The 26,823-nt window shown below is 63.2% G+C and carries 22 protein-coding genes and 2 tRNA genes; 8 read left to right on the top strand and 16 right to left on the bottom strand.

What is annotated here, in order from left to right; translation table 11 throughout:
- Positions 1-101: 101 nt before the first annotated feature.
- Positions 102-191: transfer RNA gene (locus tag K0P03_RS09285), tRNA-Ser, on the bottom strand.
- Between the two features lie 537 nt (positions 192-728).
- Here K0P03_RS09285 and K0P03_RS09290 point away from each other — a divergent pair.
- From K0P03_RS09290 to ybaL, 4 genes are all read left to right on the top strand, one after another.
- On the top strand, positions 729-1,256 hold the full coding sequence (locus K0P03_RS09290) for a DUF992 domain-containing protein (RefSeq protein ID WP_023513433.1): 528 nt from the start codon (positions 729-731) through the stop codon (positions 1,254-1,256).
- 84 nt (positions 1,257-1,340) lie between these two features.
- Complete coding sequence (locus K0P03_RS09295) at positions 1,341-1,604, top strand: hypothetical protein (protein WP_272789424.1); 264 nt, start codon at positions 1,341-1,343, stop codon at positions 1,602-1,604.
- A gap of 25 nt (positions 1,605-1,629) precedes the next feature.
- Entirely contained in the window at positions 1,630-1,977 is a 348-nt protein-coding gene (locus tag K0P03_RS09300) for a hypothetical protein (RefSeq protein WP_023513431.1), read from the top strand.
- Between the two features lie 80 nt (positions 1,978-2,057).
- Positions 2,058-3,842 (top strand): YbaL family putative K(+) efflux transporter, encoded by a 1,785-nt coding sequence (ybaL, locus tag K0P03_RS09305; protein WP_023513430.1) that lies wholly within the window; start codon positions 2,058-2,060, stop codon positions 3,840-3,842.
- A 31-nt stretch (positions 3,843-3,873) separates the two neighbouring features.
- On the opposite strand, the gene K0P03_RS09310 is transcribed toward ybaL, so the two are convergent.
- The 7 genes from K0P03_RS09310 to pcsA form a co-directional block, all read right to left on the bottom strand.
- Positions 3,874-4,581 carry a FadR/GntR family transcriptional regulator gene (locus K0P03_RS09310; RefSeq protein ID WP_367182441.1) on the bottom strand — a complete coding sequence of 236 codons (708 nt, stop codon included), beginning with the start codon at positions 4,579-4,581 and terminating at the stop codon, positions 3,874-3,876.
- 202 nt (positions 4,582-4,783) lie between these two features.
- A complete protein-coding gene (locus K0P03_RS09315; protein ID WP_023513428.1) occupies positions 4,784-5,854 on the bottom strand; it encodes a BMP family ABC transporter substrate-binding protein in 1,071 nt (356 codons plus the stop codon).
- A gap of 51 nt (positions 5,855-5,905) precedes the next feature.
- Positions 5,906-6,826, bottom strand: coding sequence for an ABC transporter permease (locus tag K0P03_RS09320; RefSeq protein ID WP_050746776.1), 921 nt, complete (start codon positions 6,824-6,826; stop codon positions 5,906-5,908).
- A complete protein-coding gene (locus K0P03_RS09325; RefSeq protein ID WP_023513426.1) occupies positions 6,826-7,920 on the bottom strand; it encodes an ABC transporter permease in 1,095 nt (364 codons plus the stop codon). Before K0P03_RS09325 ends, K0P03_RS09320 begins: the two co-directional genes overlap by 1 nt.
- The gene (locus tag K0P03_RS09330; protein WP_023513425.1) at positions 7,910-9,481 is read right to left on the bottom strand and encodes an ABC transporter ATP-binding protein; all 1,572 of its coding nucleotides are present in this window, start codon (positions 9,479-9,481) and stop codon (positions 7,910-7,912) included. The genes K0P03_RS09325 and K0P03_RS09330 overlap by 11 nt, the downstream gene beginning before the upstream one ends.
- A gap of 48 nt (positions 9,482-9,529) precedes the next feature.
- Positions 9,530-10,501 (bottom strand): quinone oxidoreductase family protein, encoded by a 972-nt coding sequence (locus tag K0P03_RS09335; protein WP_272789425.1) that lies wholly within the window; start codon positions 10,499-10,501, stop codon positions 9,530-9,532.
- A gap of 21 nt (positions 10,502-10,522) precedes the next feature.
- Positions 10,523-11,245, bottom strand: a complete 723-nt coding sequence (gene pcsA, locus K0P03_RS09340) for a phosphatidylcholine synthase (protein ID WP_023513423.1) — start codon at positions 11,243-11,245, stop codon at positions 10,523-10,525.
- A 244-nt stretch (positions 11,246-11,489) separates the two neighbouring features.
- On the opposite strand from pcsA, the gene K0P03_RS09345 reads away from it, so the two are divergent.
- On the top strand, positions 11,490-12,698 hold the full coding sequence (locus tag K0P03_RS09345; protein WP_272789426.1) for a UbiH/UbiF family hydroxylase: 1,209 nt from the start codon (positions 11,490-11,492) through the stop codon (positions 12,696-12,698).
- On the opposite strand, the gene K0P03_RS09350 is transcribed toward K0P03_RS09345, so the two are convergent.
- Both K0P03_RS09350 and K0P03_RS09355 read right to left on the bottom strand, forming a co-directional pair.
- Positions 12,666-13,628: an AEC family transporter gene (locus K0P03_RS09350; protein WP_272789427.1), complete on the bottom strand. Its 963-nt coding sequence runs from the start codon at positions 13,626-13,628 to the stop codon at positions 12,666-12,668. The two genes, K0P03_RS09345 and K0P03_RS09350, sit on opposite strands and share 33 nt — an antisense overlap.
- 143 nt (positions 13,629-13,771) lie before the next feature.
- Positions 13,772-14,521 carry a cytochrome c biogenesis CcdA family protein gene (locus tag K0P03_RS09355; RefSeq protein WP_037408391.1) on the bottom strand — a complete coding sequence of 250 codons (750 nt, stop codon included), beginning with the start codon at positions 14,519-14,521 and terminating at the stop codon, positions 13,772-13,774.
- 229 nt (positions 14,522-14,750) lie between these two features.
- On the opposite strand from K0P03_RS09355, the gene K0P03_RS09360 reads away from it, so the two are divergent.
- Positions 14,751-14,826, top strand: a tRNA-Lys gene (locus tag K0P03_RS09360).
- Between the two features lie 273 nt (positions 14,827-15,099).
- Positions 15,100-15,897: a M10 family metallopeptidase C-terminal domain-containing protein gene (locus K0P03_RS09365; RefSeq protein WP_272789428.1), complete on the top strand. Its 798-nt coding sequence runs from the start codon at positions 15,100-15,102 to the stop codon at positions 15,895-15,897.
- A gap of 46 nt (positions 15,898-15,943) precedes the next feature.
- Here the strand turns inward: K0P03_RS09365 and K0P03_RS09370 are convergent, their stop codons facing one another.
- The 6 genes from K0P03_RS09370 to K0P03_RS09395 all read right to left on the bottom strand — a co-directional run bounded on the left by K0P03_RS09370 (position 15,944) and on the right by K0P03_RS09395 (position 25,261).
- Positions 15,944-17,497, bottom strand: coding sequence for a caspase family protein (locus K0P03_RS09370; protein ID WP_272789429.1), 1,554 nt, complete (start codon positions 17,495-17,497; stop codon positions 15,944-15,946).
- Complete coding sequence (locus K0P03_RS09375; RefSeq protein ID WP_272789430.1) at positions 17,497-19,161, bottom strand: caspase family protein; 1,665 nt, start codon at positions 19,159-19,161, stop codon at positions 17,497-17,499. Before K0P03_RS09375 ends, K0P03_RS09370 begins: the two co-directional genes overlap by 1 nt.
- Positions 19,161-20,048 carry an OmpA family protein gene (locus K0P03_RS09380; RefSeq protein WP_272789431.1) on the bottom strand — a complete coding sequence of 296 codons (888 nt, stop codon included), beginning with the start codon at positions 20,046-20,048 and terminating at the stop codon, positions 19,161-19,163. The genes K0P03_RS09375 and K0P03_RS09380 overlap by 1 nt, the downstream gene beginning before the upstream one ends.
- 73 nt (positions 20,049-20,121) lie before the next feature.
- On the bottom strand, positions 20,122-23,433 hold the full coding sequence (locus K0P03_RS09385) for a c-type cytochrome (RefSeq protein ID WP_272789432.1): 3,312 nt from the start codon (positions 23,431-23,433) through the stop codon (positions 20,122-20,124).
- A gap of 106 nt (positions 23,434-23,539) precedes the next feature.
- Positions 23,540-24,874 (bottom strand): ferredoxin reductase family protein, encoded by a 1,335-nt coding sequence (locus K0P03_RS09390; protein ID WP_245290148.1) that lies wholly within the window; start codon positions 24,872-24,874, stop codon positions 23,540-23,542.
- A 165-nt stretch (positions 24,875-25,039) separates the two neighbouring features.
- Positions 25,040-25,261, bottom strand: coding sequence for a hypothetical protein (locus K0P03_RS09395; RefSeq protein ID WP_037408405.1), 222 nt, complete (start codon positions 25,259-25,261; stop codon positions 25,040-25,042).
- A 186-nt stretch (positions 25,262-25,447) separates the two neighbouring features.
- Here K0P03_RS09395 and K0P03_RS09400 point away from each other — a divergent pair, with 186 nt between their 5' ends.
- A complete protein-coding gene (locus K0P03_RS09400; RefSeq protein WP_050743175.1) occupies positions 25,448-26,803 on the top strand; it encodes a M10 family metallopeptidase in 1,356 nt (451 codons plus the stop codon).
- The last annotated feature ends 20 nt before the right edge of the window (positions 26,804-26,823 follow it).

The raw sequence follows: 26,823 nt of genomic DNA on the forward strand, positions 1-26,823 counted from the left end.
CGTTGGCGGCGCATGCACATGAATGCCACCTTCGCTGGATATCACAAGTTCAAAATGGCTAAAAACGCCAACGACATAATGGAACTGGAAAACACAACAGTTGGCGGAAGAGGTGGGATTCGAACCCACGGTACGGTTTCCCGCACGCCGGTTTTCAAGACCGGTTCCTTAAACCACTCGGACACTCTTCCCCGGTCTGAAGGCCAAAGCCTGCCGGCTTTGGAGCGATGTGCAACCGGTCTCCGCCGGCCCCATCCTTCAGGCGATGCCGGCTTTGTAGCAGCTTTGGCTGCATCGTCAACGTGCGAGGGCCGGCTTGCGGCAGACTTCGTCGCCAACATCTTGTTTTGAACACAATGCCCTCCTATATAGCCGTCATCGGCATTGCTGATGAGCGCTGGAAAGCTTCTGCCGCTCGCAATAGCTGCATCACCTGATGCCATTGACCACGGATGTACTGGCACTGGTGAAAAGGTGATGATGAGGAAGGTCGGTGCGTTTTCGCCCCGGCCTTTTTTGTTTTCGGCCATCAGGCGCTCAAGGGACGCAGCCCCTGCCTGTGGTCGAAAAGCCTCGCCCGGCAAATGCCGCGTTATCCGGCCGGTGCAATATCTTATCAAATCGTTACCTGCCCACACTCTGCCACGATCTTCTCCATGAGATGACCTGCGGCCGGGAACCAATGCACCGGATTCGCCATTACCGTGCCAGTTAGAAGGAGTGCACAAATGAACAAGAAGCTTGGAACGATCCTTGCGCTGGGCCTTGCGCAAGCTTTCGCAACGACCGCTGGCGCGGCCGACATGGTGGCACGCGATCCCGCCCCGACCTATGTCGAGCGCGGGGGTGATCGCGACGGCGTGAAGATCGGCATGCTGACCTGCGACGTCGGCGGCGGGGTCGGTTATGTCATCGGCTCGGCCAAGAGCGTCGATTGCGTCTTCTCGTCTACCCGCGGCGAGCAGGACACCTATAGCGGCGTCATCCGCAAGATGGGCGTCGACCTCGGCTTCACCACGCAGGGCCGCATCGTCTGGGCGGTCTTCGCCCCGACGGCCGGCTACCACCAGGGCTCGCTCGGCGGCCTCTATCAGGGCGCGACAGCCGAAGCGACGCTTGGCTTCGGCGTCGGCACCAACGTGCTCATCGGCGGCACCTCCGGGTCGATCCACCTGCAGACGATCAGCGTCAGCGGCCAGATCGGTCTGAACCTTGCGGCCACCGGCACATCGGTGACCCTCACGCCGCAGGGCTGATACGGCAGAGACGGGCGGCTTCGGCCGCCCTTTTCTTTTGCCGCGCGCCGGCGTTCTGGTAGAGTTGCACGGGAGGAGTTTCACATGACCCGTATCGCCCTCGCCGCTTTCGCCGCACTTTTCCTTGCCGCCTGCACGACGGAGGGCACCCGCGCGGTGGAGCCCATTCCGGGCAGCATCACCTATGGCGGCCAGCCGCGCACCAAACTCACCAAGGCGCCGATCGGCAGCACGCTCGAGCACACGTTCAACGACCGCTATGGCCGCCCCGTTGTGGAAACCTACCGTATCCAGCCGGATCGTTCGCTTCTCCTGATCCACCGCTACACGCGAATCGAGTATTTCTGAGGTGATGCAGGCCATGGAGACGACAATGCTGGAAAGCACCGACATCGAACTGGAAGACGAACGGCTGAGGCAGCTCGACATCCTCGCGCAAGAGCGGGCGATGACGCCCCCCGAACTGCTGTCGCACTATGCGTCCGGCTCCTTCGGCTTCCACGAGGCGGTACACACGGCATCCATCGTGCTCGACCTCGTCGACGACCAGCTTCTCCACCATCCCGCCATCGCCGGCAACGACGAATGGTTCCGCCTCGCCGCCCGGGCGAGTGAAGCGCTGTTCAACCTCTACCAGTCGATGGGTGCGGCACAGCTTGCAACCCATGCCACGGACGAGGGAAAACGGCCGGAAGAGCTGAACGCCAGCAACGACGATTGACGGCGTTCCCGCCTTGCGCGACGGGGTCGGTGGCCCTACCCTATCCTCTTGAATTCCCACGAAATTAAGGATAGACGCGCTTGCCCCATGCGACACCGCTGATCGCAACCCTGGTTGCCGGTATCTGCCTCGCCTTCCTGGCGGGGCTGGTCGCACATCGCTTCCGCCTGCCGCCGATCGCCGGCTACCTTCTTGCCGGCGTCGTCATCGGCCCGTTCACGCCCGGTTTCGTCGCCGACCAGAAGCTGGCGAACGAGCTCGCGGAAATCGGCGTCATCCTGCTGATGTTCGGCGTCGGCCTGCATTTTTCGCTGAAGGATCTCCTCTCCGTGCGGGCCATCGCCATTCCCGGAGCGATCGGCCAGATCGTCGTGGCGACCCTCTTCGGCCTCCTGCTTGCACTGGCGATGGGCTGGTCTGCCGGCAGCGGCTTCGTCTTCGGCCTGTCGCTTTCCGTCGCCAGCACCGTGGTGCTGCTGCGCGCCCTGCAGGAGCGCCGCATGGTGGAGACGGAGCGGGGCCGGATCGCGGTCGGCTGGCTGATCGTCGAGGACCTCGTCATGGTGCTGACCCTCGTGCTGCTGCCGCCGCTCGCCGGCGTGCTGGGCGGCACGGCGCAGACGGCCGATGTCGATCCGGAGCTGACGCGGGCGCTCGGCATCGGCGCGCTCTGGACGGCGGTGGGTGTGACGGCGCTCAAGGTCTCGGCCTTCATCGCGCTGATGCTCGTCGTCGGCCGCAAGGTCATCCCGATGATCCTGCACTACGTGGCGCATACGGGCTCGCGCGAGCTCTTCCGCCTGTCCGTGCTCGCCATCGCGCTCGGCGTCGCCTACGGCTCTGCGAAATTATTCGGCGTCTCCTTCGCCCTCGGCGCCTTCTTTGCCGGCATGGTGCTGGCGGAATCACAGCTCAGCCAGCAGGCGGCGCGGGAAACGCTGCCGCTGCGCGATGCCTTTGCCGTGCTCTTCTTCGTCTCCGTCGGCATGCTGTTCAACCCGGTCAACCTGATCGAGCGGCCGCTGGCGATCCTTGCCACCTTTATCACCATCGTCTTCATCAAGTCGGCCGCCGCCTATCTCATCGTCAAGGCCTTCGGTTATCCGCGCACCATCGCGCTGGTCATTGCCGCAAGCCTCGCCCAGATCGGCGAATTCTCCTTCATCCTCGTCGTGCTCGGGGTCGGGCTCGATCTCCTGCCGGCCGTAGCGCAAGATCTTGTCGTGGCCGGTGCACTGTTCTCGATCCTGGTCAATCCGCTTCTCTTCATGGCCGTCGATCACTATGGCGCGAGGCTGGATGCTGCAGCAGCACAGGAGCCGGACGGCAGCACGGCCGCAGTGCCCCAGCCGGAAGAAGCGGCCGAGGACGTTCCCGAACCGACGGCACTCATCGAGCATGCGATCGTCGTGGGCTACGGCCGGGTCGGCAAGCGTATCGTCGAGCGGCTGCGCGCCGCCGGCATGCCGGTACTGGTCATCGAGGAGCGGGCCGGCGTGGCAGAAGCCCTGCGGGAAAGCGGCATCGAGGCGATCGGCGAACCCGCAGGCGGGCGCGGCGTGCTCCTGCAGGCAAACATTGCCGGCGCACGCTGGTTCGTGACGGCGATACCGGATGCCTTTGCAGCCGGGACGCTGATCGAGCAGGCGCGCGCCGCCAATGGCGCAATCCGCATCGTGGCGCGGGCGGCATCCGGGGCGGAGGCCGATCACCTGCGCCAGTTCGGCGCCAACCATATCGTGATTGCCAAGGAAGAGGTCGCCGCGGCCATGGCGGACCGCCTGCTTTCCGGGGAGGCTCGGCCGGCGCGCGAGGAGGATGGCGTGCAGGGCGAACTCAACCTCGCCGCACCGTCATCACTCTGACGGGCGCACGCTTTTACGCAACACGGCCGCGCTACATGCCTTCGCGCAGCGCCTGCACGACGCGTTCGCGCCCGACCTTGATGACGTTCTCCATCGCCCGGCGCGCACCGTCCTCGTCCCGCTTGTCGATCTCCTCGACGATGCGGATGTGGCTGGTCGAGACATCGCCAATCTTGCCACGGTCAGCGGCCGGCGAGGAGAGCTTGAACGCGCCGACGAGACCTGCCTCGATGAGGCTGCCGAGCGTGCGCAGGAAGGGATTGCGCGAGGCCTCGAGCACGGAGAGGTGGAACTTCAGGTCGGCCATGGCCAGCGTTTCCGCCGTGTGCTCTGGATCCCCCATGGCGACGGCAAGGCGCATCATCTGGCTGATATCGGCCTCCGTCGCGTGGCGCGCCGCCAGCGCCGCCGCCTGCGGCTCGAAGGCGAGACGCACTTCGGACAGATGCAGCAGGAACGCCTCGTTGACGCCGACGGCGAAATACCAGGTGAGGATATCGCTGTCGAAGAGGTTCCACTGGGTGTTCGGCGTCACCCGCGTGCCGATTCGCGCGCGCGGCACGACGAGCCCCTTGGCGGCCAGCGTTTTCATCGCTTCGCGCAGCACCGTTCGGGAGACCTTGAAACGCGCGGCAAGCTCGGCATCACCGGGCAAGGTCGCGCCGACGGGATAGTCGCCGGCAATGATTGCCCTGCCCAGTTCGTTGACGACCTGCGCGTGACTGGTACGCGTGTTCATCCCGCTGATGACGGTTTCTAACAAACCCCTGCGCAACGACGTCCCCTCCTCCGCCAAGGACCACCCATTTTGGTCCAAAGCCATTCGGCAGGTATAGAGCGCGCCGCCGATTCCGCAAAGGCCGTTCGCGTCATCGGCCCTTCACAAACGAAAAAGGCGCCCCGATGGGGCGCCTTCGGTGCTGGAATGGGTCAGCTTCAGCTTACTTCGGCAGCTGGTCGTCGACGCCGGCGATGTAGAAGTTCATGCCGAGCAGCGTGCCGTCGTCGGCAACAGCGCCATCAGCCAGCCAGTCCGAGCCGTCCTGCTTCTTGATCGGGCCGGTATAGGGGTGCAGTTCGCCTGCGCGGATCTTGGCTTCCGCCTCTTCCGCCAGCTTCTTCACGTCGTCCGGCATGTTGGTGTAGGGCGCCATGGTGAGGATGCCGTCCTTCAGGCCATCCCAGACTTGCTCCGACTTCCAGCTGCCGTCCAGAACCGCCTTGGTGCGCTTGATGTAATAAGCACCCCAGGTGTCGACGATGGCGGTGAGCTGGGTGTTCGGGCCGGCCGCGATCATGTCGGAGGCCTGGCCGAAGGCCTTGATGCCGCGCTCGGAGGCAACCTGCATCGGCGCGGTCGTGTCCGTGTGCTGGGTCAGGATGTCCACACCCTGGTCGATCAGCGCCTTGGCAGCGTCGGCTTCCTTGCCCGGGTCGAACCAGGTGTTTGCCCAGATGACCTTGACCTTGAAATCCGGGTTGATCGACTGTGCGCCGTGCACGAAGGCATTGATGCCCATGACAACTTCCGGGATCGGGAAGGAAGCGATGTAACCGGCAACGCCCTTCTGCGACATCTTCGCGGCGATCAGGCCCTGGATATAGCGGCCTTCATAGAAACGCGCATTGTAGGTCGCGACGTTCGGGGCGGACTTGAAGCCCGTCGCGTGTTCGAACTTCACGTCCGGGAATTTTGCGGCGACCTTGATCGTGGCGTCCATGAAGCCGAACGAGGTGGTGAAGACCAGCGCGCAGCCGGAACGGGCCATGCGCTCGATCGCACGCTCGGCATCCGGGCCTTCCGGCACGTTTTCGAGGAAGGGCGTCTCGATCTTGTCGCCGAATTCGGTCTGAAGCGCCTGGCGGCCGATATCGTGCGCCTGGGTCCAGCCGCCGTCGGTCTTGGAGCCGACATAGATGAAGCAGATTTTCGTCTTGTCCTGGGCGCTTGCGGCAGCGGCAAAGCCGAGAACGGCCGTCGAGGTTGCGAGAGCGAGAATGATTTTCTTCATTTTATCCTCTTTAGGTTATCAGGAGTGGTGTTCCCGTCTTCTTGTTCTTCGTCACCGGTCGGGCACGAACGGTTTTCCAAGCGAGGCAGGCGTGTTGATCAGCGTCATCCGCCGATTGTGCGATATCAGGATGAGGACGACAACCGTGGCGATGTAGGGAAGCGCCGACAGCAGCTGTGAGGGGATGCCAAGGCCGAGCGCCTGGGCATGCAGCTGGCTGATCGACACCGCGCCGAAGAGATAGCCGCCCGCCAGCAACCGCCAGGGGCGCCAGGAGGCGAAGACGACAAGCGCCAGCGCGATCCAGCCGCGGCCGGCGGACATGTTCTCGACCCATTGCGGCGTATAGACCAGCGAAAGCTGGGCACCGGCAAGCCCCGCGCAGGCGCCGCCGAACATCACCGCAAGATAGCGTGTGCGGATGACGTGAATGCCGAGGGCATGGGCCGAGGCGTGGCTGTCGCCGATCGCCCGCACCTTCAGGCCCGCGCGGCTGCGGAACAGGAACCAGTTGACGCCGAAGACGAGCGCGATCGACAGGTAGAAGATGATGTCCTGCTTGAAGAGCAGCGGGCCGAGGAAGGGAATGTCCGACAGCAGTGGGATGACGATCGGCTGGAGCTTGACGCCGGACATGCCGACATAGGGCTCGCCGATCTGGCCGGAAATGCCGAGGCCGAGAATGGTGAGTGCAAGGCCGGTCGCCACCTGGTTTGCGACGAGCGTCAGCGTCAGGAAGCCGAAAAGCAGCGAGAACAGCGCGCCGCAGGCAATGCCGGCAAGAACACCGATATAAGGCGATCCCGTCGACTGGGTCACGGCAAAAGCCAGCACCGCGCCCATGACCATCATGCCCTCGACACCGAGATTGAGCACGCCGGCCCGCTCGCTGACGAGTTCGCCGAGGGAGGCCAGCACCAGCGGCGTCGCCGCGGTGATGACGGTGAGAAGGATGGCTTCAATGATACCCATCAGTGCGCTCCGCCTTCGCTGGACGGACTGAACCGCGAGAAGACCAGCCGGATCTTGTATCGGATGAGCGTGTCGCAGGAGAGCACGAAGAACAGGAGTAGCCCCTGGAAGACGCGCGTCACCTTGTCGGAAACGCTGAGTGTCAGCTGTACCGCCTCGCCGCCCACATAGGTAAGCGCCAGGAACAGGCCGGCGGCGATGATGCCGAGCGGATTGAGGCGGCCGAGGAAGGCGACGATGATCGCGGTAAAGCCGTAGCCGGGCGAAATGATCGGCTGCAGCTTGCCGATGGTGCCGCTGACCTCGGAGATGCCGGCAAGACCGGCAAGCGCACCGGAGAGCAGCATCGAGAACCAGATCATGCGCTTCGACGAGAAGCCAGCAAAGCGCCCTGCCCGCTCCGACTGGCCGAGAACGGTGATCTCGAAGCCCTTCAGCGTATAGCGCATCATGATCCACAGACCGACGGCGGCTATGATGGCGAAGGCGAAGCCCAGATTGGCCCTTCCCGACGCGATGAGTTCCGGCAGGATCGCTTCCGGCGCGAAATCCCGTGTGACAGGGAAATTGTAGGCATCCGGGCTACGCCAGGGACCGCGCACCAGCCAGTCGAGGAAGAGCTGGGCAATATAGACCAGCATCAGGCTCGTCAGGATCTCGTTGGTGTTCATATGCGCCTTGAGGAAGGCGGGGATGGCGGCATAGAGCGCGCCACCGATCATGCCGCAGATCAGCATCAGCGGCAGGACGAGCGGCGAATGCCAGTCGTGGAAAACGACGGGCACGATGGCGCCGGCAATCGCCCCCATGATGAACTGGCCCTCGGCGCCGATGTTCCAGTTGTTCGAGCGGTAGCAGATCGAAAGGCCGGCGCCGATGAGGATCAGCGGCGCAGCCTTGATGGCAATCTCGTGCAACGACCAGATGTCGAGCAGCGGCTCGATGAAGAAGCTGTAGAGCGCCGAGACCGGATCCTTGCCGATCAGCGCGAACATGATGCCGCCGGCGATCACCGTCAGGCCGAGGGCGAGGAACGGCGAGAGGATGGAGTAGAGCGTCGAGGGATTGGCGCGCTTTTCCAGTTCAATGCGCATGGGCCACCTCGCCTTCCGTCTTGCCGTACATGCCGCCCATCAGGAGGCCGATCTTCTCGCGGGTGAGTTCATGCGCCGGATAAACGTCGGAAAGCCGCCCTTCGCTGATGACGGCGATCTCGGTTGCGACTTCGAAGATCTCGTCGAGGTCCTGGCTGACAACGAGCACCGCCGAGCCGGCTTTCGCGAGATCGACGAGCGCCTGCCGGATGCGGCTTGCCGCGCCCGCATCGACGCCCCAGGTCGGCTGGTTGACGATCAGCACGGCGGGCTGGCGGTCGAGCTCGCGCCCGACGATGTATTTCTGCAGGTTGCCGCCGGAGAGCGAGCCGGCCGCCGGATCCTCGCCGCTCTTGCGCACGTCCATCGTCTCGGAAATGCGCTTCGAGGCAATACGCACGACCGCATGGCGGATGACACCGAGCACGCCGCCGGCAAGAAACGTCTTGCGGTCCGACTGGTTGCGCGCCAGGACGAGATTGTCGGAAAGCGGCAGCGCCGGCACGGCGGCATGGCCGTGCCGTTCCTCAGGGACGAAGCCGGCGCCCATCAGCCGGCGCGCCGTGATACCGAGATTGCCGGCCGCCTTGCCGCGGATGGAAACGGCGGTGGCATCAGGCACCGGATATTCGCCCGAGAGCGCGTCAAACAGCTCGCCCTGGCCGTTGCCGGCAACGCCCGCGATCGCCAGAACCTCGCCGCCCCGCACCTTCAGACAGACATTCTTCAGCGCGACGGCAAAGGGCGTGCGCGCGGGAACGCTGAGGTGCCGGGCTTCGAGCAGCACGTCACCCTTCGTATTGGTGCCTGCCGCCGTCACCGAGGCGACATCGCTGCCAACCATCATGCGGGCCAGCGAGGCTGGCGTTTCCTGGCGCGGATCACAGGCGCCGGTCACCTTGCCGTGACGCAGTACCGTGGCGCGATCGCAGATGCGCTGCACCTCTTCGAGGCGGTGGCTGATATAGAGCACCGAACGGCCTTCGGCCTTCAGCTTGGCCAGCGTCTCGAACAGCCGGTCGGCCTCCTGCGGCGTCAGCACCGAGGTCGGCTCGTCGAGGATGATGAGTTCCGGGTTCTGCAGCAGCGCACGCACGATCTCGATGCGCTGGCGTTCGCCGACCGAAAGGTCCGCGACATGCGCCTTCGGATCGAGCGGCAGGCCGTAGAGATGGGAAAGGCGCGAGGCCTCTTCCGCCACCTTCGAAAGCGAGATGCCCGGGCTCAGCGACAGCGCGATGTTTTCCGCAACCGTCAACGCCTCGAAGAGCGAAAAGTGCTGGAAGACCATGCCGATGCCGAGCCGGCGGGCAGCACCCGGGCTCGGAATGCGCACGGGGTCGCCCTTCCACAGGATCTGCCCGCTGGTCGGCGCCAGAACGCCGAAGAGCATCTTGACGAGAGTGGACTTGCCAGCCCCGTTCTCACCCAACAGGGCGTGGATTTCGCCCGGCTGGATGTCGAGATCGATGGCGTTACACGCGGCAAATGAACCAAACAGTTTGGTCAGGCTGCGGACAGCCAGCAACGGGCTGCCCCCGGACGCTCCAACGGCTGACACTCTTCCCCTCTTTCCTGCAAACCCATCCTGCCGCCCGTTCGGGTCGTGTCAGGGAATGAGCAACGTCGTTCCACTCGTTTTTCTTGCTTCCAGATCCGTGTGCGCGCGTCCCGCCTCGGCCAACGGATAAGTCTGATGAATATTGATACGCACTTTGTTGCTTTGCACAACATCAAAGAGCGAGTTTGCACATGCATCCAGCGCCTCGCGCGTGGCGATATAGGCAAAGAGCGTCGGGCGCGTGGCGTAGAGCGAGCCCTTCTGCGCAAGCAACCCCATGTTGAAAGCATCGACGGGGCCGGAGGAGTTGCCGAAGCTGACGAAGAGGCCACGCGGCTTCAGGCAGTCCAGCGACTTCGGGAATGTATCCCTGCCGACGGAATCGTAGACGACGTCGACGCCCGCCCCGCCCGTCAGTTCGCGCACCCGCGCGACGAAGTCTTCCTTGCCGTAATCGATGACATGGTCGTAACCGTTGGCGAGCGCGAGATCGATCTTCGCCTGAGAGCCCGCCGTGCCGATGACCGTCGCACCGAGCGCCTTCGCCCATTGCCCGGCAATGAGCCCGACGCCGCCAGCCGCGGCATGGAAGAGGATCACGCTGCCGGGCCTGACCTGATAGGTCTGGAGCAGCAGGTACTGCGCCGTCATGCCTTTCAGCATCATGGCCGCCGCCGTTTCCAGCGAGATGCCATCCGGCACCTTTACGAGATGTTTCGTCGCGACGTTGCGTTCGGCCGCATAGGCGCCGTCCGCCGACGCATAGGCAACGCGGTCGCCGACCGCAAAATCCGTGACGCCCTCGCCGAGCATTGTGATCGTGCCCGCCCCTTCCTTGCCGGGAATGAACGGCGGCTCGGCCTTGTAGAGGCCCGTACGAAAATAGACATCGATGAAATTGAGGCCGACCGCGGCCTGCTTGATCTGCACCTCGCCCGGTCCCGGCGCGTCGAGCGCTACATCTTCGAGCTTCAGTACTTCCGGCCCGCCGAGGCTGCGGACGACGATCGCCTTGGTCATCAGAAAATCTCCCTGATATGTCTACCGGCCGAGATTGGGAAACACCTGCAGCACGGCGCCGACGACGTAGAGATAGATCCCCGTCGCCACCACACCCCAGACCACCCAGGCCGGCGTATCGAAGTGCAAGAGCAGCGCATATCCGCTGAGCAGCGCCCAGAGGAAGAAGACTGCGAGATTCAGCGCCCGCAGCCGCTGGACGCGCACCGGATGCAGGAAATTGATCGGCATGAAGGTGAGGAAGACGGAGACGAAGACGATGATCGACGCGGTCAGCTCACTCGCCTGGATGACAAAAAGCGTGAACACCACCATGTTCCAGACGACCGGAAAGCCGGAGAAGAAGTATTCGTCCGTCTTCATGCCCATGTCGGCATAGTAGATGGCGCTCGACACGACGATCGCTCCAGCCGCCACGAAGGACCATGGCTCGCCGATCATGCCGCTCTGGTAGAGCGCAAAGGCCGGCAAGAGCACGTAGGTCACGTAGTCGATGACGTTGTCCAGCGTGTCGCCTGACCAGTTCGGCAGCACTTCCTTGACGCGCACCTTGCGGGCGATCGGCCCGTCGATGCCATCGACGAGCAGCGCCAGGCCCAGCCACCAGAACATGTCGACAAAACGGTGCTCGGCCGCGGCCACCACGCCCAGAAAAGCGAGGAAGGAGCCGGATGCCGTCAGGATGTGAACGGAAAAGGCACGAATCTCCGCGTAGGGTACGCGTTTGTAGTTGAAAAACTTCATAGCCCTTCGCAGTCCATTCCCTGGGGTTTTCGCCGGCGGTCCGCCGACATGCCCTCTTACGCGGTGTCACTGTCCGTAATATGCATTGATTGCCCTGTATCGCCAGTAGAAATCGGTCACCGATCACCCGACTTCACACCCTGCGCCGATTCATCCCATGGAAATTGCCTCTTTGCCGGCCTAGGGTCTGCCGCTAGAAGCACCCCAAACCTGTGGGTAACGCTTGACGCTTCGGAGGTCGGCCATGAGACAATTCGATATCGCGGTCGTCGGCGCCGGTCTTGCCGGCAGCCTCGCGGCGCTGGCGCTTGCCGATTCGGGCGCACGCGTTGCACTGATCGCCCCGCCCGCCCGCGCCAACGACGGCCGCACCACGGCCCTGATGGACCAGTCCATCGCCTTCCTCAGGACGCTGGGCCTGTGGGAGGAGATCGCCCGCCACGCCGCGGCCCTCGAAACCATGCAGATCCTCGACGGCACCGCGCGGCTCTTGCGCGCACCGCCCGTCGCCTTCCGTTCCGGCGAGGTCGGGCTCGAGGCCTTCGGCTACAACATTCCCAACGCGCCCTTCCTCGCGGTGCTCGACGCCCGCATCGCGGCAAAAGGCACGATCGAGCGGATCGAGAGCGGCGTGACGGCCGCCAATGCCTTCGAGCAGGGCGTAGAGCTCACCCTCGACGACGGCGAGCGTATTCTGGCCGGCCTCGTTGCCGGCGCCGACGGCAGAAAATCAAAGATCCGCAACAGCGCCGGGATCGCCGTCAAGGCCTGGTCCTATCCCCAGGCGGCCCTCGTGCTCAACTTTTCGCACGAGCGCCCGCACGGCAATGTCTCGACGGAGTTCCACACCGAGAGCGGCCCTTTCACGCAGGTTCCCCTGCCCGGCAACCGCTCCAGCCTCGTCTGGGTGCTGCCGCCGAAGGAAGCCGCGCGCCTCAAGGACCTACCCGCGACAGAACTCGGCCATGCGGTGGAAACGCGCATGCAATCCATGCTCGGCAAGGTCACGTTGGAAGGCTCCGCGCAGAGTTTCCCGCTTTCCGGCATGACGGCCGAGCGCTTCGGCAAGGGCCGCATCGTGCTCCTCGGCGAGGCCGCCCATGCCTTCCCGCCGATCGGCGCGCAGGGCCTCAATCTCAGCCTGCGCGACATCATGGCGCTGAAAGAGCTGATCCAGGGCGCGGCGCCGGCAAACGACGCAGGGATTGGCGAACGCTTCGACCGCAAGCGGCAGGCGGACATCCGCTCGCGCACACTGAGCGTCGACCTGCTCAACCGCTCGCTGCTCTCCGATTTCCTGCCCGTGCAGTTCCTGCGCTCGGCCGGCCTGCACCTGCTCTCCGCCCTCGGCCCCCTGCGCAGCATCGTCATGCGCGAAGGCATCGAGCCGCTCGGTTCGTTGAAAGCCTTTCGCGATGACCTACGGGAACGGATCGCCCGGAAGCAGGCCTGACTTGATGAGGTAGAGCAGGACCGTCACCGTCGCGACGGACAGCACCGTCGTGATGAGGATGGTCGCCGACGCGCGTTCCTGCCACACGCCGTATTGCTGGCCGATGACGAAGACATTGGTCGCCGTCGGCAGGGCCGCGAGCAGCACGGCGGTAAAGACCCAGACCGGATCGAAATTACCGGCAAGCCCGAGCATCAGATACATGGCCACCGGCAGCAGCAGCAGCTTTGCCGGCACGATATAGCCGATCTCCACCGGCACCCGCTTGAGGGGCCGAAGCGCCAGCGTAACACCCATGGCAAAGAGCGCGCAGGGCGCCGCCGCCTGTGCGAGATAGTCGATCAGCCGCTGCAGCGGCGCCGGCGGCTCAAAGCCGGCAAAGGCCGCGGCGAAGCCCGCCGCCGTCGCGATGATGAAGGGATGGGTGACGATCTTGCGCACCACGCCGCCGGCAATCTTGAGCGCCGGCTGCTTCTCCCCGCCGGCAAGCGCCATCAACGCGGGCGCGACCATGAAATGCAGCATGTTCTCGAAGCAGAAGACCAGCGCCACCGGCACCGCCGCCGGCTCGCCGAAGGCGAGCAGCGCCAGCCCCGGCCCCATATAGCCGATATTGCCATAGGCGGCGGCCAGGCCCTGGATCGTCGCCTCGCTTATCGCCGCCCGCCGCACCCAGAGCCCGATGGCGAAGATCAGGCCGAAGACGAGATAGGTCGCGCTGATATTGGCGAGGATGAAGTCGACGCGCGTCAGCTGTTCGATCGGCGTCTTGGCCACCAGCTTGAAGAACAGGGCCGGCAGCGCGATGTAGATGATGAAAGTGTTGAGCCAGCCGAGCGCCTCGACCGGCTGGCGCGTGATGCGCGCGACCACGTAACCGAGAAGAATCATGCCGAAGAACGGCAATACAAGTCCGATGATCTCAGCCATGCACCGAAGCCTGCTCCCGCTTGCCTGGGCATATCGCGCAAATGCATGCCGCTGGGCGCGCGCGATATGCGAAGAATCGAAGGCCCGACACGCCGGGATTCGGTTCCGCGAGGATCGCAGCGCGCTTCAGGTCACATCCCCGGTTAGCCGATTTGCGAGAGAATGGGAAACGTTTGCTGGAACCAGATGGCGACGGCGCTGATATAGCCGAAGATGAAGGCGAGGCCGGTGAGAACAAGCAGAACGCCCATCACCTTCTCCACCGTGCCGAGATGACGGCGGAAGCGCATGAGGAAGCGCATGAAGGCGCCGGAAAACCCGGCCGCGATCCAGAACGGCACCGCAAGCCCGAGCGAATAGACCGCTAGCAGGACGGCACCGTCGCCGACCGTTTCGCGCGCCGCGGCAACGCCGAGGATCGCCCCCAGAACCGGCCCGATGCAGGGCGTCCAGCCGAAGGCGAAGGCCAGGCCCATGATATAGGCGCCGGACGCCGTCGCCGGCTTGCCTCCCCCCTGGAAGCGCGCCTCGCGGGCAAACAGCCCGATCCGCAGCAGGCCGAGAAAATGCAGGCCCATCAGGATGATGATGACGCCGCCGATCTGCGCGAGAATGTCGAGATGCCGGCGGAGCACCATGCCGATCGTCGAGGCGCCTGCCCCGAGTGCCACGAACACCGTGGCAAAACCGAGCGTGAAGCAGAAGGCGGCCAGAAGCACGGCCCCGCGCGTCTCGCGCCGCACGGCCACCGCATCGCCGCCCTTGAACTGCTCAACGGAAATGCCCGCCATGTAACAGAGATAGGGCGGGACGAGCGGCAGGACGCAGGGCGACAGGAACGAGAGGGCTCCGGCAAGAAGCGCGCTCAACAGGGAAATATCGGCGATCGACAATGAACTACTCCGCAGCGGCGGGGACAGACGGGCCAGCGCGAAACCGGCCATGTCCGCCCCTCCAATTGCGCTTCGTAGTATCCGCCGAAGTCCTCTCCTGCCAATCACCTTTTGGAGAACGCGACCAAATGCAGCAAAAGCTGTTTTTCGCCGCATTTTCCGGGTTGACCCGGCAAATGCTCCTGCCTATGTTCCGCCCACTTCCGCGGGGCACCTTCGCACCGCCAGGGAGCGCGTAGCTCAGCCGGTAGAGCAACTGACTTTTAATCAGTAGGTCCAGGGTTCGAATCCCTGCGCGCTCACCACAAGACCCCAGTGACACCGACAAAATTCGGCGTATCGCCCTTGGAAGCCAGGCCTTCTAAAGGCCCGCTCACGATGCGGCTGTGCAACCTTTGGGCGGCCACCCGTAATTGCGCCCGTTAAGTTTCCGGCAAGCATGGGTCTTCTAACCTTGTGCTCTAGATTCGTGCATTCGAGCGCATAAAATGTCATTTGATAACAAGACTATTCAGATCGATTACTGGTTCTATCGCGTCAATGGAGTGAACACACCGGATCCGAAGCATCTCTGGGGCATGCCCTATGCCGGCTGGGGTCTGAAGCGAGTCGGCCTTGGCGAGGAAATCACGACGGCCCAGACGCAAAGCGCGTCGGATTCGCCGGGCGGCTGGGAAAAGAACCCGACGGGGGGCATTTTCTCGATGGACTTCACCGGTTCCGGCATCAGCATCAAGTTCTATGAAACGGGTCTGTTCACCCTCTATGTACCGAACGGGCCACATATCCTCGACGTGAACAACGAGCTGCCGCCGATCGCTGGCTTCCGTCTGGATACGAACCTGCATTGGCTGGAGCGATCCGATATCGCCTACGGAAGCGAATGGATGCTGATCGATTGGCGGGGCGGTTCGTTCACGAAGGAGAGCTATGTCAGGATCGATGTGCTGTTCGCCAATGAAATGAACGGCACCGCCAAGGCCAACGTCCTGAAAGGTGGCAAAACCATCGATTACATCACCGGCGGCAAAGGCGCGGATGTGCTGACGGGCGGGGGAGACGCCGACCTGTTCATTTTCCGCAAAGGCGATACCGGAAAGACAAAGAAAACGGCCGACCTGATTACGGATTTCAGTGCGAAGGATGGCGACAGGATCGACCTGCACCTCTGGGACGCCAATACAAAGAGACCGGGAACCCAGGATTTCAAGTTCATCGCGCAGGACCAGTTCTCGAAGGAGGCCGGAGAACTGCGTTACGAAAAGAGCGGCAGGGAAACGCTGCTGCTGGGCGACACCAATGGTGACGGAAAGGCGGACTTCATGGTTCGTCTCAAAGGCTCGGTCATCTTCCACTTCGACCTTTTCGAGTTCTGAGGCGGCCGCGCGTGCGGCCACTATCGGCAATCCCGCAAGCGAGCGCTCAATAGACCGCGTATTTCAGCAGCCCGAGCGACCAGTTGACGCTGCGGTTTTCCGTATCGCGGGTCCAGGTCTGCTGCAACGTGCCGGCAATGTCGGCGATGGTGGTGCGGGCGTCGAGCTCCTTGGTCAGGCCGTAGTCGCTGGGAGCGACCCTGGTGAGATCGACGTCGTCGGCGATGACGATAGCGACCAGCACATTTTCGCTCGGGCCTTCCGCTTCGAAGTCGAAGCCATAGTAGTCGTCCGGAATGGTGAGCGGGGTGTTGGCGGTCAGCGGCGTGATCTTCTGGGCCGATTCGTTCGGGAAGATCTGGGTCGCCTTGCCGTCCTTGTCGACGTCGTAGAGGATCAGGTGCCCGCCCGTGCTGCTGGTCACGGTGATCTTAAAGACGTCGCCGTTCTTCAGGCTGTCGGAGGAGAGCGCCACCTTGACGTCGCCCGTCTCGGCCTTGCCGAGGATGTCACCAACGGCATCCACCGGATCGGCGGCGACATAGGCGGTCTGCGGGGTGTTCTCGACCTTCACCTCCTCGACCTTGCCGTAATCGGGCGTCTGCTGCTGGGTGTCGCCGCCCGTCTGCAGCTGCTGGTATTGCTGGGCGGTGGCATCGACGGTCGGCGTGGTGGCGCTGGAACCGAGCAGCGCGTAGTTGACCTCCAGCTGCGGGTCGAGTCCCTGGCACTGGGTCTGCGCAGAGCAATAGGTCTGCGACTGCTTCTTCACATATTCCAGCAGCTCGGCATTGGAGACGATGCCGTTGCCGTTGCTGTCGCCGGCGGCGATCTCGTGGCCGTTCACATAGGAAAGCGTGAAGACGCCGTGGCGTTCTTCCGGCGGCAGGCGCGTGTCGTCCCAGGCCACCTGGTAGGACGAGGCGGCGCTCCAGGCCTCGACGCCGTTCTGCTTGGCGATTTCGGGCTTGTCGACCACCGCGACGTCGATACGCAGGCCGCGTGTCTTCACCGCTTCGACCGGCTTGGCAAAGGGACGCGGCAGGAAACGCGCGCTTTCCAGCGCCTCGCCGACATTGGTGGAAAGCGAGCGCGAGATCGTGCCCGAATGGCAGGCGTCGATGACGATGGAGACGGCACGGTCCTTCAGTTTGGCGAGCATCGCGTCGATCTCGTCGTCGAGAATGACGTTGGTCCAGTCCCCGTCGCCGGCGGCGATGTCGAAAGTGGACAGCGCTTCGTCGAGCCCGTCCTCCTCGTCACCGTTCTGGTCCTTCACCTGAAGGCCGTGGCCGGAAAAATAGAAGTAGACGCGGTCGCCGGGCTGGGTGCCGGCGACAAGCCATTCCTCGATGCTGGCGAGAATGGCTGCCTTGGTCGCATCCTTGTCCCGGAGGATACGGATCGATTCCGGGGCAAAACCCTGTTTTTCCTTGAGCAGCTTCTCGATCAGCGGCACGTCGTTCTTCGGCCCCTCGAGGAACATCTTCTCGGGCAGCGTGGCATAGGTGCCAATACCGATCAGAAGCGCCCTGTCGGCCGCCTCGGCGGTGGCAGCCAGGCAGAGCGAGAGGAGAAGAGCGGCGGCGTAACGGATCATCAGAGCGTTTCCCGCGTATAGAGGGGTTGGATGGCGACACTTGCCTCCTTGCCGTCGAGCCGCGTCAGCAGCGCCTGCAGCAGGGTTTCGGCGGTCACGGTCTTGTCGGCAAGCACCGCGCCGATCGCATCGACGGGCTCGCCGGTCCAGATCGTGATCAGGTGATCGGCACCGAAGGGTTTGACCACCTCGACATCCGTCAGCTTGAATTGCGAGCTGGTGGTGCCGGCTGCCTGCATGTCGAGGAACTGCACCTCGCCCGTATTGGCGAGATTGAAGACCAGCATGTTCGGATAGCGGCCGGGCGGAGCATCGAAGCGCAGGCGGTTTCCGGCGGCATAGATGTCCTTGACCGGCGTCAGCGAGACGGAGCCGGGATTCTGGCTCGCAAGCGCCTTCAGGAAATCGAGCAGGACATATTTGTCGACCACGGCCTGGATACGGTCCGCCCCGACATTTTCCGCCGCCACGTCGCCGTTCGGCGTATAGAAGACGCCGCTCGCCACATCCCAGCGATAGGGTGTGCCACTGCCATCCGCGTTCTTCGGCTTGTCGGCCGCGCCATCGACCTGGAGCGCGATGCTACCCGTCCAGCCGAGCTCCTTGGCCGACTTGATGGTCTTCTGCGCGGCCGCAGTGCTGCCGGTGTCCGTCGTCGCCACCGTGGCATTCTCGACCGGAATGCCACGCGTCAGCCGCACGACGACCTCGCTCTCCGAGCGGGCCACCTGCGGCATGAAGTTCGGCACCTGCAAGGCTTCCGAGCGGTTTTTCACGTTAGAGAAGATGTAGTCTTCCAGTTCGATACGGGTAATGACACCATCGCCGTCGCGGTCTGCGCTCCCTTCAAGGGCACGGGCGAAACTCCAGCTGAGGGCGCCGCGCGGCTCGCCGTCGATGATGACCTCCGGCGTCGGCTGGCTTTCCAGCGAGGCGGCAAGCACGGTTACCTGCTTGAAATCGATTTCCTTGAGGTTAGCGCCGGCGAGCGCCTCCTGCGAGGGCGGTGCGAGCTTGACCGTGACGGCTGGCGCCAACCGGGTCTTGCCGGTGACGGAACGGCTCATGCCGCCGGAAAAGCAGCTGTCGGACACGAAGAGCACATGTACGCCCTTGGCTTCCGCCTCGCCGAACCAGGCATTCATCTCGTTGTCGACGATGATCTCGTTCGAGGTCTCCGCATAGCGGTTGCGGTCGAAGCCCGGCAGCTGGAGGAATTCGTCAAGCCCGTCGGCCTCGTCGCCGGCGACGAGTTCGGGCATCTGCGCGCCGTGGCCGGCATAGGTGAAGATGATCGTGTCACCGGCCGCCGCCTCGGCCACCATGTCGATCCAGGCCTTGCGGATGTCGTCCTTGCGGGCCTCGGCATCGGTAAACTTCCGGACTGTGAAGCCGGCAGCGCTCATCGCCCGGTAGACGTCCTCCGCATCGCGCACCGCGCCGTCGAGGCTGACATCGTTCGGATACTGGTCGGCACCGACGACAAGCGCGTGGGTCTGTGCGGCAAAGGCCGGAAGCGGCGCAGCAGCGGCAAGGCAAAGCGCCAGCGCGGTTCCGGCAAGGGAACGACGCAACAGCGCGCGGACACGGCAAACGGGAGCGCCATCGCTCTTCGAGGCAAAGGCAAGGCAGACAGGCTCCAGCAGGCAGGGCAGCACTCTCATCACTCCACGTCCACTTCCACCCGGCGGTGCAACTGGTTCAGCGTTTCCGTATCATAGGCACTGGCATCATCCGGCTTGAACGGCTGGTCCTCGCCCTTGCCCTCCACGGTGATCGCACCGGCATAGCCGTTGCTGGAGAGATAGCTTTTCAACGTCTCTGCGCGAGCGACGGAGAGCCTGTAGTTGGCCTCCGCCGAACCGACCGGATCGGTATGGCCGATCAGCGTGATCGCACCAGGCTTGACCGCCTTCAGGCATTCCGAGAGATCCTTTGCGGCCTCGATGCCCTCGGGTGTGAAATCCGCCGTGCCGAAGACGTAGCGCACGGGCGTAGACTTCTTCTTGATCTTCACGCCGCGGAAGGAAACCTTGCAACCGCCCCGCATGGCCAACTGCACGGGCCGCGGTGCGGCAAGGCGCATTTCGCTGGCGAGCCTGTCGAGGCGCAGGATGTACTGCTCGTCCGGCGCCATCCAGTCCGGCGTCAGCGTCTCGTTCGAGCCGTCCTCCAGGGCAAGCTGGTAGAAGCGCGCGGCCTGTTCATAGTCCTTGCGCTCGCGCGCGAGATCGCCGAGCGCATCCAGCACCTGCCAGGGACCGCCATACTGGCGCTGCAGGTCTTCCAGCGCCTGCCGGTGATCGGAAAGCCGGCCGCCGCTGCCGACGGCGGTCGCGATGCGATTGAAGGTCGTCAATGCTGCGATACGGCCGGTTAGCGCCCTTTCGTTGGCGCTGCAATTGGCCGTGCCCGCCGTTTCCGCAAGCGCACGTGCCTTCTGCTCGTCCCCTGCATTGAGCGCCTCGACGACACCGGTAAAGGCCTCACAGGCCGCGGCGGCAGGCGCCGCTCCGGCCAGTACGAAGAGTGTCGCTGCAAGGGATCGCATCAGCATTGTCGGCCCAGCCTTCATGTCCTCATGTAAGAAATGGGCAGGGGCCCGAAGGCCCCCGCCCCTCACGTCATTTGATCTCGAAGGTCACCATCTGGACGCCGCTTGCCCCGTTGTCCTTCTCGGCCTGTTTGGCGAGATTGACGGCAATGCCGCGCGTCAGCGGCTGCTTCGTGCTTGCGGCCAGTTCCTTGGCCTTCTCGGCCGTCAGCTTCTGGTCGCCAAGGCCGCCGATGCGGCAGTAGGCGATCATCGTTTCGCCGGGAGACGGCGAATCGAAGGTCAGGTTGCCCGTGCCCGGCTGCGGGATCAGGCGGCGCTCACCGGGATTGAGCGTGGTGCTGCCGATCATCACGTCGGGGATGATCTCCACATTGCCGGTGTCTTCCACATACATCACCTGCAGCTCGCAGGCATGGTTCGTGCTGAGTTCAAAGGCAAGGTAATCCCCAACCTTCGCGCTTGTCGACGGCACATGCAGGGCAAGCTTCACCTTGCTCTCCTGCGCCTTGTCGTCCTGCTTGTAGGGCGGGACATAGACCTTCTCCTCGGGCTTGGCATACTGGTCGCCACCCGTGGCCTGATCGGCCGGCTTCTGCTGGTAGTCGGTGCCGGCCTGTTCCTGCTTCTGTTCCGGTTTCTGCTCCGGCTGCTGGTAGCCGCTGTTGTCGGCGGACTGCTGGCCGGCATTGCCCTCCGGGTTGACGCCGCGCTTCAGCGGCTCGAGCTGGAGAAGCGGCTGAAGCATGAAGGCGTATTGCTCCTCGACCTCGACGCGCGGGATCGTCGCACCCGATTCGAGTGTCGCCACCCAGTCGATGCCGATACGCAACGCATTGACATCGGTGAGACGGCGGATATCGGAGGCGAACTCTTCCGGCGTCATGTCGAATTCGGCCGCCAGCTGCTCGAAGTTCAGCTCGTCCTCGTACTTGTCGGCGAAGTAGGTGAAGATCTCGGCGCCGCCGGGAGCCTTCAGGCTGGTCTTGCCGCCGCCGGCCGTCGCTTCCGTGATACCGAGGCGATCGAGCGCGGCGACGAAACGATCGGTGTCGCGCTTGTACACCTCGTTCAGTTCCTCCTGCGGAACATAGACGGCGAGCAGTTCGTCCTGCTGGTCCTTCGAGAACAGCGTCGACGTCTCGATATGTTCACGCAGCTGGTCACGCTTGGAGAGGATGCCGTCGAAATGGCAGTCGAAGCAGGAGCGTGCATTGATGATCTCGACGCCCTTGCCGATCGGCCGCTTGCGGAAGGAGACGATCGCCGTCGGGCCGATATCGAGCTGGTCGCCCTTGTCGGTCGACAGATAGTAACCCTGCATGCCGTTCGGAAGCGAGAAGATCATTTCGCCGCCGTCATGATCAAAGGGTTCGAGGCCCGCCTTGAGGCGCACGCCCTCCGGTCCTGCCGGGAAGCGCTTCAGCACCTGCTTGCCGACATCGCCAGCAAAGTCATAGGACTTCCAGTAGTAGCCGCCGAAGGGCATGTCGTGCCGCTCCAGCATGCGGTTGTGGTCGGAAACGCCGGAGGAACCATCAGCAAAGCCGGCGCGGACGATACGACGGCGCTCGATGTTCTGGTCGACCGGCACACCGAAGCGCTTTTCCAGCTCGGAAATGTTCGTCGGCAGCTTCATGAGACGGTTATAGACCTTCGGCCGGGCACCGTTGCTCATGAACCAGTCGACACGCATGATCGGCAACTGCGTTTGCGTCGCCTTGGCAAGCGAGTGCAGCTGGGCGTCGCTGGCCGGGTCCACGCCATAGAAGTATTCGTTGATCAGGAAGTCGTAGTCCTCCTGGCTCCATTCGAGATCGCGCAGGTCGACACGCACGAGCAAGCCGTCGGAACCTTCCACTTCTTCCGGAAGTACCAGTTCCGGTCCGTAAGAGAGCGAGTTGAGCAGCTTCTTGAACCCGCCCGCCAGAACCTTCATGCGCTTCAGGAAGGTTTCATGGCTCTCGCAGCTCATCATCCCGTTGTACTGGTCGCGATAGCTGAAGTAGCGCATGAACGGCTGGTCGTGTTCATCGACCTTGGAAACATCGCGCAGCGCCAGTTCGACGAAATCGAGATATTTCAGCATCGGCCGCGAGCGCTCGGTCTTCGTCGCGGACACTGCTGTCGGGATAGCATCCTTGTTCAGCGAGTTGATCCAGTTGGCAAGGCTCTGCACTTCCGCATCATCGGGGCGCTTGCCGAGCGGCATGCGGCCGCTGGTGACGCTGGTGTAGAGCAGCGACTTGGCGGCGTCGCCCGGCGTCACGAAGGCCGGATTGGCGGCAATCGAGGCAAGATCACCCGAAGGGAAGGAACCCTGCGAGCTTTCGCCCGGGCCATGGCAGTTGCGGCAATATTTGCCGATGAAAGCGTCGGCCGCCGAAGCGAATTCGGCGCTGCCGCCACCGGCGGCGAGCGCTGTTTCGGCGGTCGCTTCGCTGCAGACCGGCGCGGTGCTGGTCTCGACCGGTGTCACCTTGACCTCGCGGTCTGCAAGGAAGGCATACATGGCCTGCTTGTCTTCATCCGACAGCGTCGAAAGGCCTTGCGCAATACGGCGCATGACCGGATCGGCCAAAGGCGAGCCGGAGAGTTTCTTTCCTTCGTCGATCAGACCCTTGGTGAAGACCTCGTGCGAGGCAAGGCCGGCCATGCGGGCCTTGGTGATATCGGGCGCGACGGCGCCGGTCAGGCCCTTCTCGCCCTCATAGGCGCGGGCCAGATCGAGACCGTAGGTCGTGGTGCGCGGCGTATGGCAATCGCCGCAGCCGCCGACATTCTCGACCAGGTAGCGGCCGCGCTCCATCTGCGTTTCCTCGCGCGGCTGGTAAGCCGGCACGGTGAAATGGCTACGCTTCCAGAGCGTGATCGTCGTCTGGCGGCTGAAGGGGAAGGCGATCTCATGTTCCTTCGAGGCGGCATCCGACTGCGGCAGCGTCTCGATATAGGCCTTGATGTCGAGCACGTCCTCCGGCTTCATGCCGCCATAGGACGTGTAGGGCATGACCGGATAGAGATTGTCGCCGCTCTTCTTGAGGCCCACCATGACGGCATTCAGGAAGTCCGCATTGGACCAGCCGCCGATACCGTTCGGATGGGCGGAAATGTTCGGCGCAAAGAACTTGCCGATCGCCGTCTGCATTTCCATGCCGCCCGAAAGCAGCTCGGTGTTGTCACCGGAGCCGTGGCAGGCGCCGCAGCCGGCTGCGCCGAACAGCAGCTTGCCATTTTCGGCATTCGCCTTGTAGGTGCCGTAGGCATCGGCCGCGAACTGGTCGATGGCGAGCGCTCCGGTGGGACAGAACGCCGCCACGGCAAGGCCGATGACAGCGGCAAGCCGGGCGCCGGGGCTGAAGAATGATGTCCTGAACATGCGCATGGCTTGTTCCTTTCGCTCCATGAAGCCGGCGCACCGGCTGGAAATGCAAATCCTTGAACCACAATTCCGAAAGAGAAACCGCTTCGCAGTTTCCTTGGAAACTGCCCTACCGAAATTCGAAACGCTCGAACTCGACGCGGCGCGGCGCCTTGCCGAGTTCCCTCAGTCCTTTTTCGATCGCCATCCGCAAGGGCGGCGGGCCGCAGAACCACAAATCAGCTTCCGCCGGGTTCATGCTCGTGCCGGCAACGAGCTTCGAGGCGTCGAAGCGGCCGTCGGTCGCCGAATTGTGCAGCACGAAATTGAAGTTCTCGAGCTTTTCCGCCTGCGCCCGAAACGTGTCGAGGCCGATCGCCTCGGCCCCGTCGCGCACGCAGTAGACCATGTGGATATCCTGCCCCTCGTCGCCCTTCAGCCGGCTCGCCATGGCGAGGAACGGCGTGACGCCGATGCCGCCGGCTAGCCAGATCTGTTTCTTGCCACCGCGCTTGTGGTTGAAATGGCCGTAGCCGCCCTCCAGCGTCAGCGCATCGCCGACGGCCACCGTCTCGCGCAGCGCCTTGGTGTAGTCGCCGAGCGGCTTGATGGCGAAACGCACCGATCCGTCGTCCTCGATGCCGGCGATGGTGAAGGGATGCGGCTCGCGCAGGCCCGGCTTGTTGACGCGGAAAAAACCGAACTGGCCGGGCATGGCCCGGAGCTTGCGGCCTGTGGGTCTGGCCGAGATGATCGTCGCTCCGTCATGGCGCTCGACATTCACCACCTCGTATTTCCGCGTGCGCAGCCAGGGCAGGAGCTGGGTATAGGCATAGCTGACGATACCGAGCGTGGCAAAGAGGTTGAGGTAGACCGCCAGCAGCACCGTGCCGTCATAAGGCCGCTTGATGAACATCTGGTGGAAGGCGACGAGCACGAAGAGCAGGCCGATGAAACGGTGGGTGATGCGCCAGTACTGGTAGGGAATCTGGAAACGTGTTTTCGGGATCACCTTCACCAGGCTGAGGACGAGCAGGAAGACGAAGCCGTAGAAGGCCCACTCACCCGCCGTCTTGGCAAGCAGGTTGAGGCCGCTGGTCACCGAAAGGCCCTGGAAATCAGGCGCGACGAAATAGTGCACGAGGATAAGACAGAGCACCGCGATGCCGATCTTGCGATGGAACTGGTAGATGCGGTCGAGTCCGCCGAACAGCCTTTCGATGAAAGGCGGGCGGGTCGCCATGAACTGCGCGATACCCATGGCAACGAAAGCCATGGAGGAGGCCATCAGGGAGAAGGTGGTTCCCGCATTGGTATGGCTGACGGCTGGAACAGCCAGCAGCCCGGCAAAAATGATCAAAAGCGTCGCGACGATGGAACCCGCAGTCAACGTATGCCCCCACAAATTCAACTGGTCCGGTCCGAAATCCAGGGGCATGCTGGCAAGGCCCATGACGTTCGTCAACCGCATTCCTCCTATCGACGGGCGGGCGCACGGCTTTATTCGGGATGGTTTATTAGGAAAGGGAAACGTCTGGAATGAGCGCCGGAGGGAGCATCGATGCTGCATGCGAATGTGCAAAGGGCGCCTCGCGGCGCCCTTCTTTTTTAGTCGGCTTCGTGAGCGGGTCTACTTTCCGAGCCGCTCGATCTCCTCACGCGCCCGGTCGGCGAGCGGATGCTTCGGATGGCGCGCGATAAACAATTCCAGCGCGTCACGCGTCCCTTTCGACTTCAGATTTTCATACTCAGCCTGTACGGCCTTCTCGGGATCGGAGGGCTTTGCCATGATGCCGCCAGTGCCGGCCGGCGCCTCACCGGCCGCTGCAAGGACAAGGCTGGTGGTCGCCACGATAGATATCTTTGATAGCAATTTTAACCTCCGGTCGAATACCATTCGGCAATTGTCCGTCCTGTTCTACGGGCTTCCATTTCACCACGGGAAGCGTGCATGGTTCAAGTGTTCACAGAATCGACCTGAATTGCGGTCTATCCAAGGCACGCACCCGAGACACCAAGCAGACGAGGAGAATGCGACATGACAGGTACAGGCAAGACCACCAAGACGATCGGCGAGACCGGCATATCGATGATTGACGGCGTTCTGTCGGGCAAGGCCTGGTCGGGCTCGGTGACCTATGCGTTCCCCACGTCGTCGTCCGCCTACACCTATGCCGGTGAAAAAGACAACGGCTTCGGTTCGATATCCTCCATGCAGCAATCCGCTGCCCGTTTCGCACTCGATACGAGCTTCGGCAGCGCGGCGAACAACGGTTTTTCGGTCGAGGGGTTCACGGGCCTTTCCATTTCACAGGGAAGCACGACGAGTTCCAACCTGCGTTTTGCCGAATCCAACGACCCGGATACGGCCTGGGCCTACTATCCCGGCACGACCAACGGCGATGGCGACCTCTGGTTCGGCCGCTCGTTCGACTATCGCTCGCCCGTCGCCGGCAACTACTCCTGGGCCACGATGCTGCACGAAATCGGCCATGCGCTCGGCCTGAAGCACGGCCATGAGACAGACGACGGTTTCCCTGCCCTGCCGGGCAACAAGGATTCGATGGAGTATTCCATCATGACCTATCGTTCCAACATCGGCGGCCCGGCGGACGGCTACAGGAACGGCGAATTCGACTATGCCCAGTCCTACATGATGGCCGACATTGCCGCCCTGCAGCGCATGTACGGCGCCGACTTTTCAACCAATTCAGGCAACACGGTCTACAAATGGAAGCCCGGCAGCGGCGATACGCTGGTCAATGGCAAGGTCGCCATCGACGCCGGAGGCAACCGGATCTTCGCCACCATCTGGGACGGTGGCGGCAAGGATACCTACGACCTCTCCGCCTACAAAACCGGCGTCAATGTCGATCTTCGCCCCGGTCAGCATTCGAAATTCAGCGACGTCCAGCTTGCCCTGCTGAACTTCGAAAGCGATGCCTATGCCCGTGGCAACATCTTCAACGCACTCCTCTTCAAGGGTGACACCCGCTCGCTGATCGAGAACGCCAAGGGCGGCAGCGGCAATGACGTCCTGCGTGGCAACCAGGCGAACAACACGCTGCAGGGCAATGCCGGCAACGACAAGCTCTTCGGCATGGTCGGTAACGACAAGCTCGATGGCGGCGCCGGCAACGACGTGCTCACCGGCGGTGCCGGCAACGACGACTTCATCTTCAAGAAGGGTTACGGCCGCGACACGGTTACCGACTTCAAGGACAATGTCGACGATATCGATCTTCGCTCCTACAATTTCTCCAAGGTGAGCAGCGTGCTCAGCAAGGCTTCGCAGGTCGGCGACGATGTGCATATCAAGCTCTCGGCCACCGACATCCTGATCCTCGATGACTTCAAGCTGAAGGATCTCGACGCGCGCGACTTCCTGCTCTGATTTCCCAGCAAGAATTCAGG

The organism is Shinella sp. HY16 (assembly GCF_028534175.1).
Lineage (GTDB): Bacteria > Pseudomonadota > Alphaproteobacteria > Rhizobiales > Rhizobiaceae > Shinella.

Excerpts from the sequence above, each read along its gene's own strand:
- K0P03_RS09290 (WP_023513433.1), top strand. The coding sequence starts at position 729 with ATGAACAAGAAGCTTGGAACGATCCTTGCGCTGGGCCTTGCGCAAGCT.
- K0P03_RS09295 (WP_272789424.1), top strand. The coding sequence starts at position 1,341 with ATGACCCGTATCGCCCTCGCCGCTTTCGCCGCACTTTTCCTTGCCGCC.
- K0P03_RS09300 (WP_023513431.1), top strand. The coding sequence starts at position 1,630 with ATGCTGGAAAGCACCGACATCGAACTGGAAGACGAACGGCTGAGGCAG.
- K0P03_RS09310 (WP_367182441.1), bottom strand. The coding sequence starts at position 4,581 with ATGAACACGCGTACCAGTCACGCGCAGGTCGTCAACGAACTGGGCAGG.
- K0P03_RS09315 (WP_023513428.1), bottom strand. The coding sequence starts at position 5,854 with ATGAAGAAAATCATTCTCGCTCTCGCAACCTCGACGGCCGTTCTCGGC.
- K0P03_RS09320 (WP_050746776.1), bottom strand. The coding sequence starts at position 6,826 with ATGGGTATCATTGAAGCCATCCTTCTCACCGTCATCACCGCGGCGACG.
- K0P03_RS09325 (WP_023513426.1), bottom strand. The coding sequence starts at position 7,920 with ATGCGCATTGAACTGGAAAAGCGCGCCAATCCCTCGACGCTCTACTCC.
- K0P03_RS09335 (WP_272789425.1), bottom strand. The coding sequence starts at position 10,501 with ATGACCAAGGCGATCGTCGTCCGCAGCCTCGGCGGGCCGGAAGTACTG.
- pcsA (WP_023513423.1), bottom strand. The coding sequence starts at position 11,245 with ATGAAGTTTTTCAACTACAAACGCGTACCCTACGCGGAGATTCGTGCC.
- K0P03_RS09345 (WP_272789426.1), top strand. The coding sequence starts at position 11,490 with ATGAGACAATTCGATATCGCGGTCGTCGGCGCCGGTCTTGCCGGCAGC.
- K0P03_RS09350 (WP_272789427.1), bottom strand. The coding sequence starts at position 13,628 with ATGGCTGAGATCATCGGACTTGTATTGCCGTTCTTCGGCATGATTCTT.
- K0P03_RS09365 (WP_272789428.1), top strand. The coding sequence starts at position 15,100 with ATGCCCTATGCCGGCTGGGGTCTGAAGCGAGTCGGCCTTGGCGAGGAA.
- K0P03_RS09370 (WP_272789429.1), bottom strand. The coding sequence starts at position 17,497 with ATGATCCGTTACGCCGCCGCTCTTCTCCTCTCGCTCTGCCTGGCTGCC.
- K0P03_RS09375 (WP_272789430.1), bottom strand. The coding sequence starts at position 19,161 with ATGAGAGTGCTGCCCTGCCTGCTGGAGCCTGTCTGCCTTGCCTTTGCC.
- K0P03_RS09380 (WP_272789431.1), bottom strand. The coding sequence starts at position 20,048 with ATGCGATCCCTTGCAGCGACACTCTTCGTACTGGCCGGAGCGGCGCCT.
- K0P03_RS09385 (WP_272789432.1), bottom strand. The coding sequence starts at position 23,433 with ATGCGCATGTTCAGGACATCATTCTTCAGCCCCGGCGCCCGGCTTGCC.
- K0P03_RS09400 (WP_050743175.1), top strand. The coding sequence starts at position 25,448 with ATGACAGGTACAGGCAAGACCACCAAGACGATCGGCGAGACCGGCATA.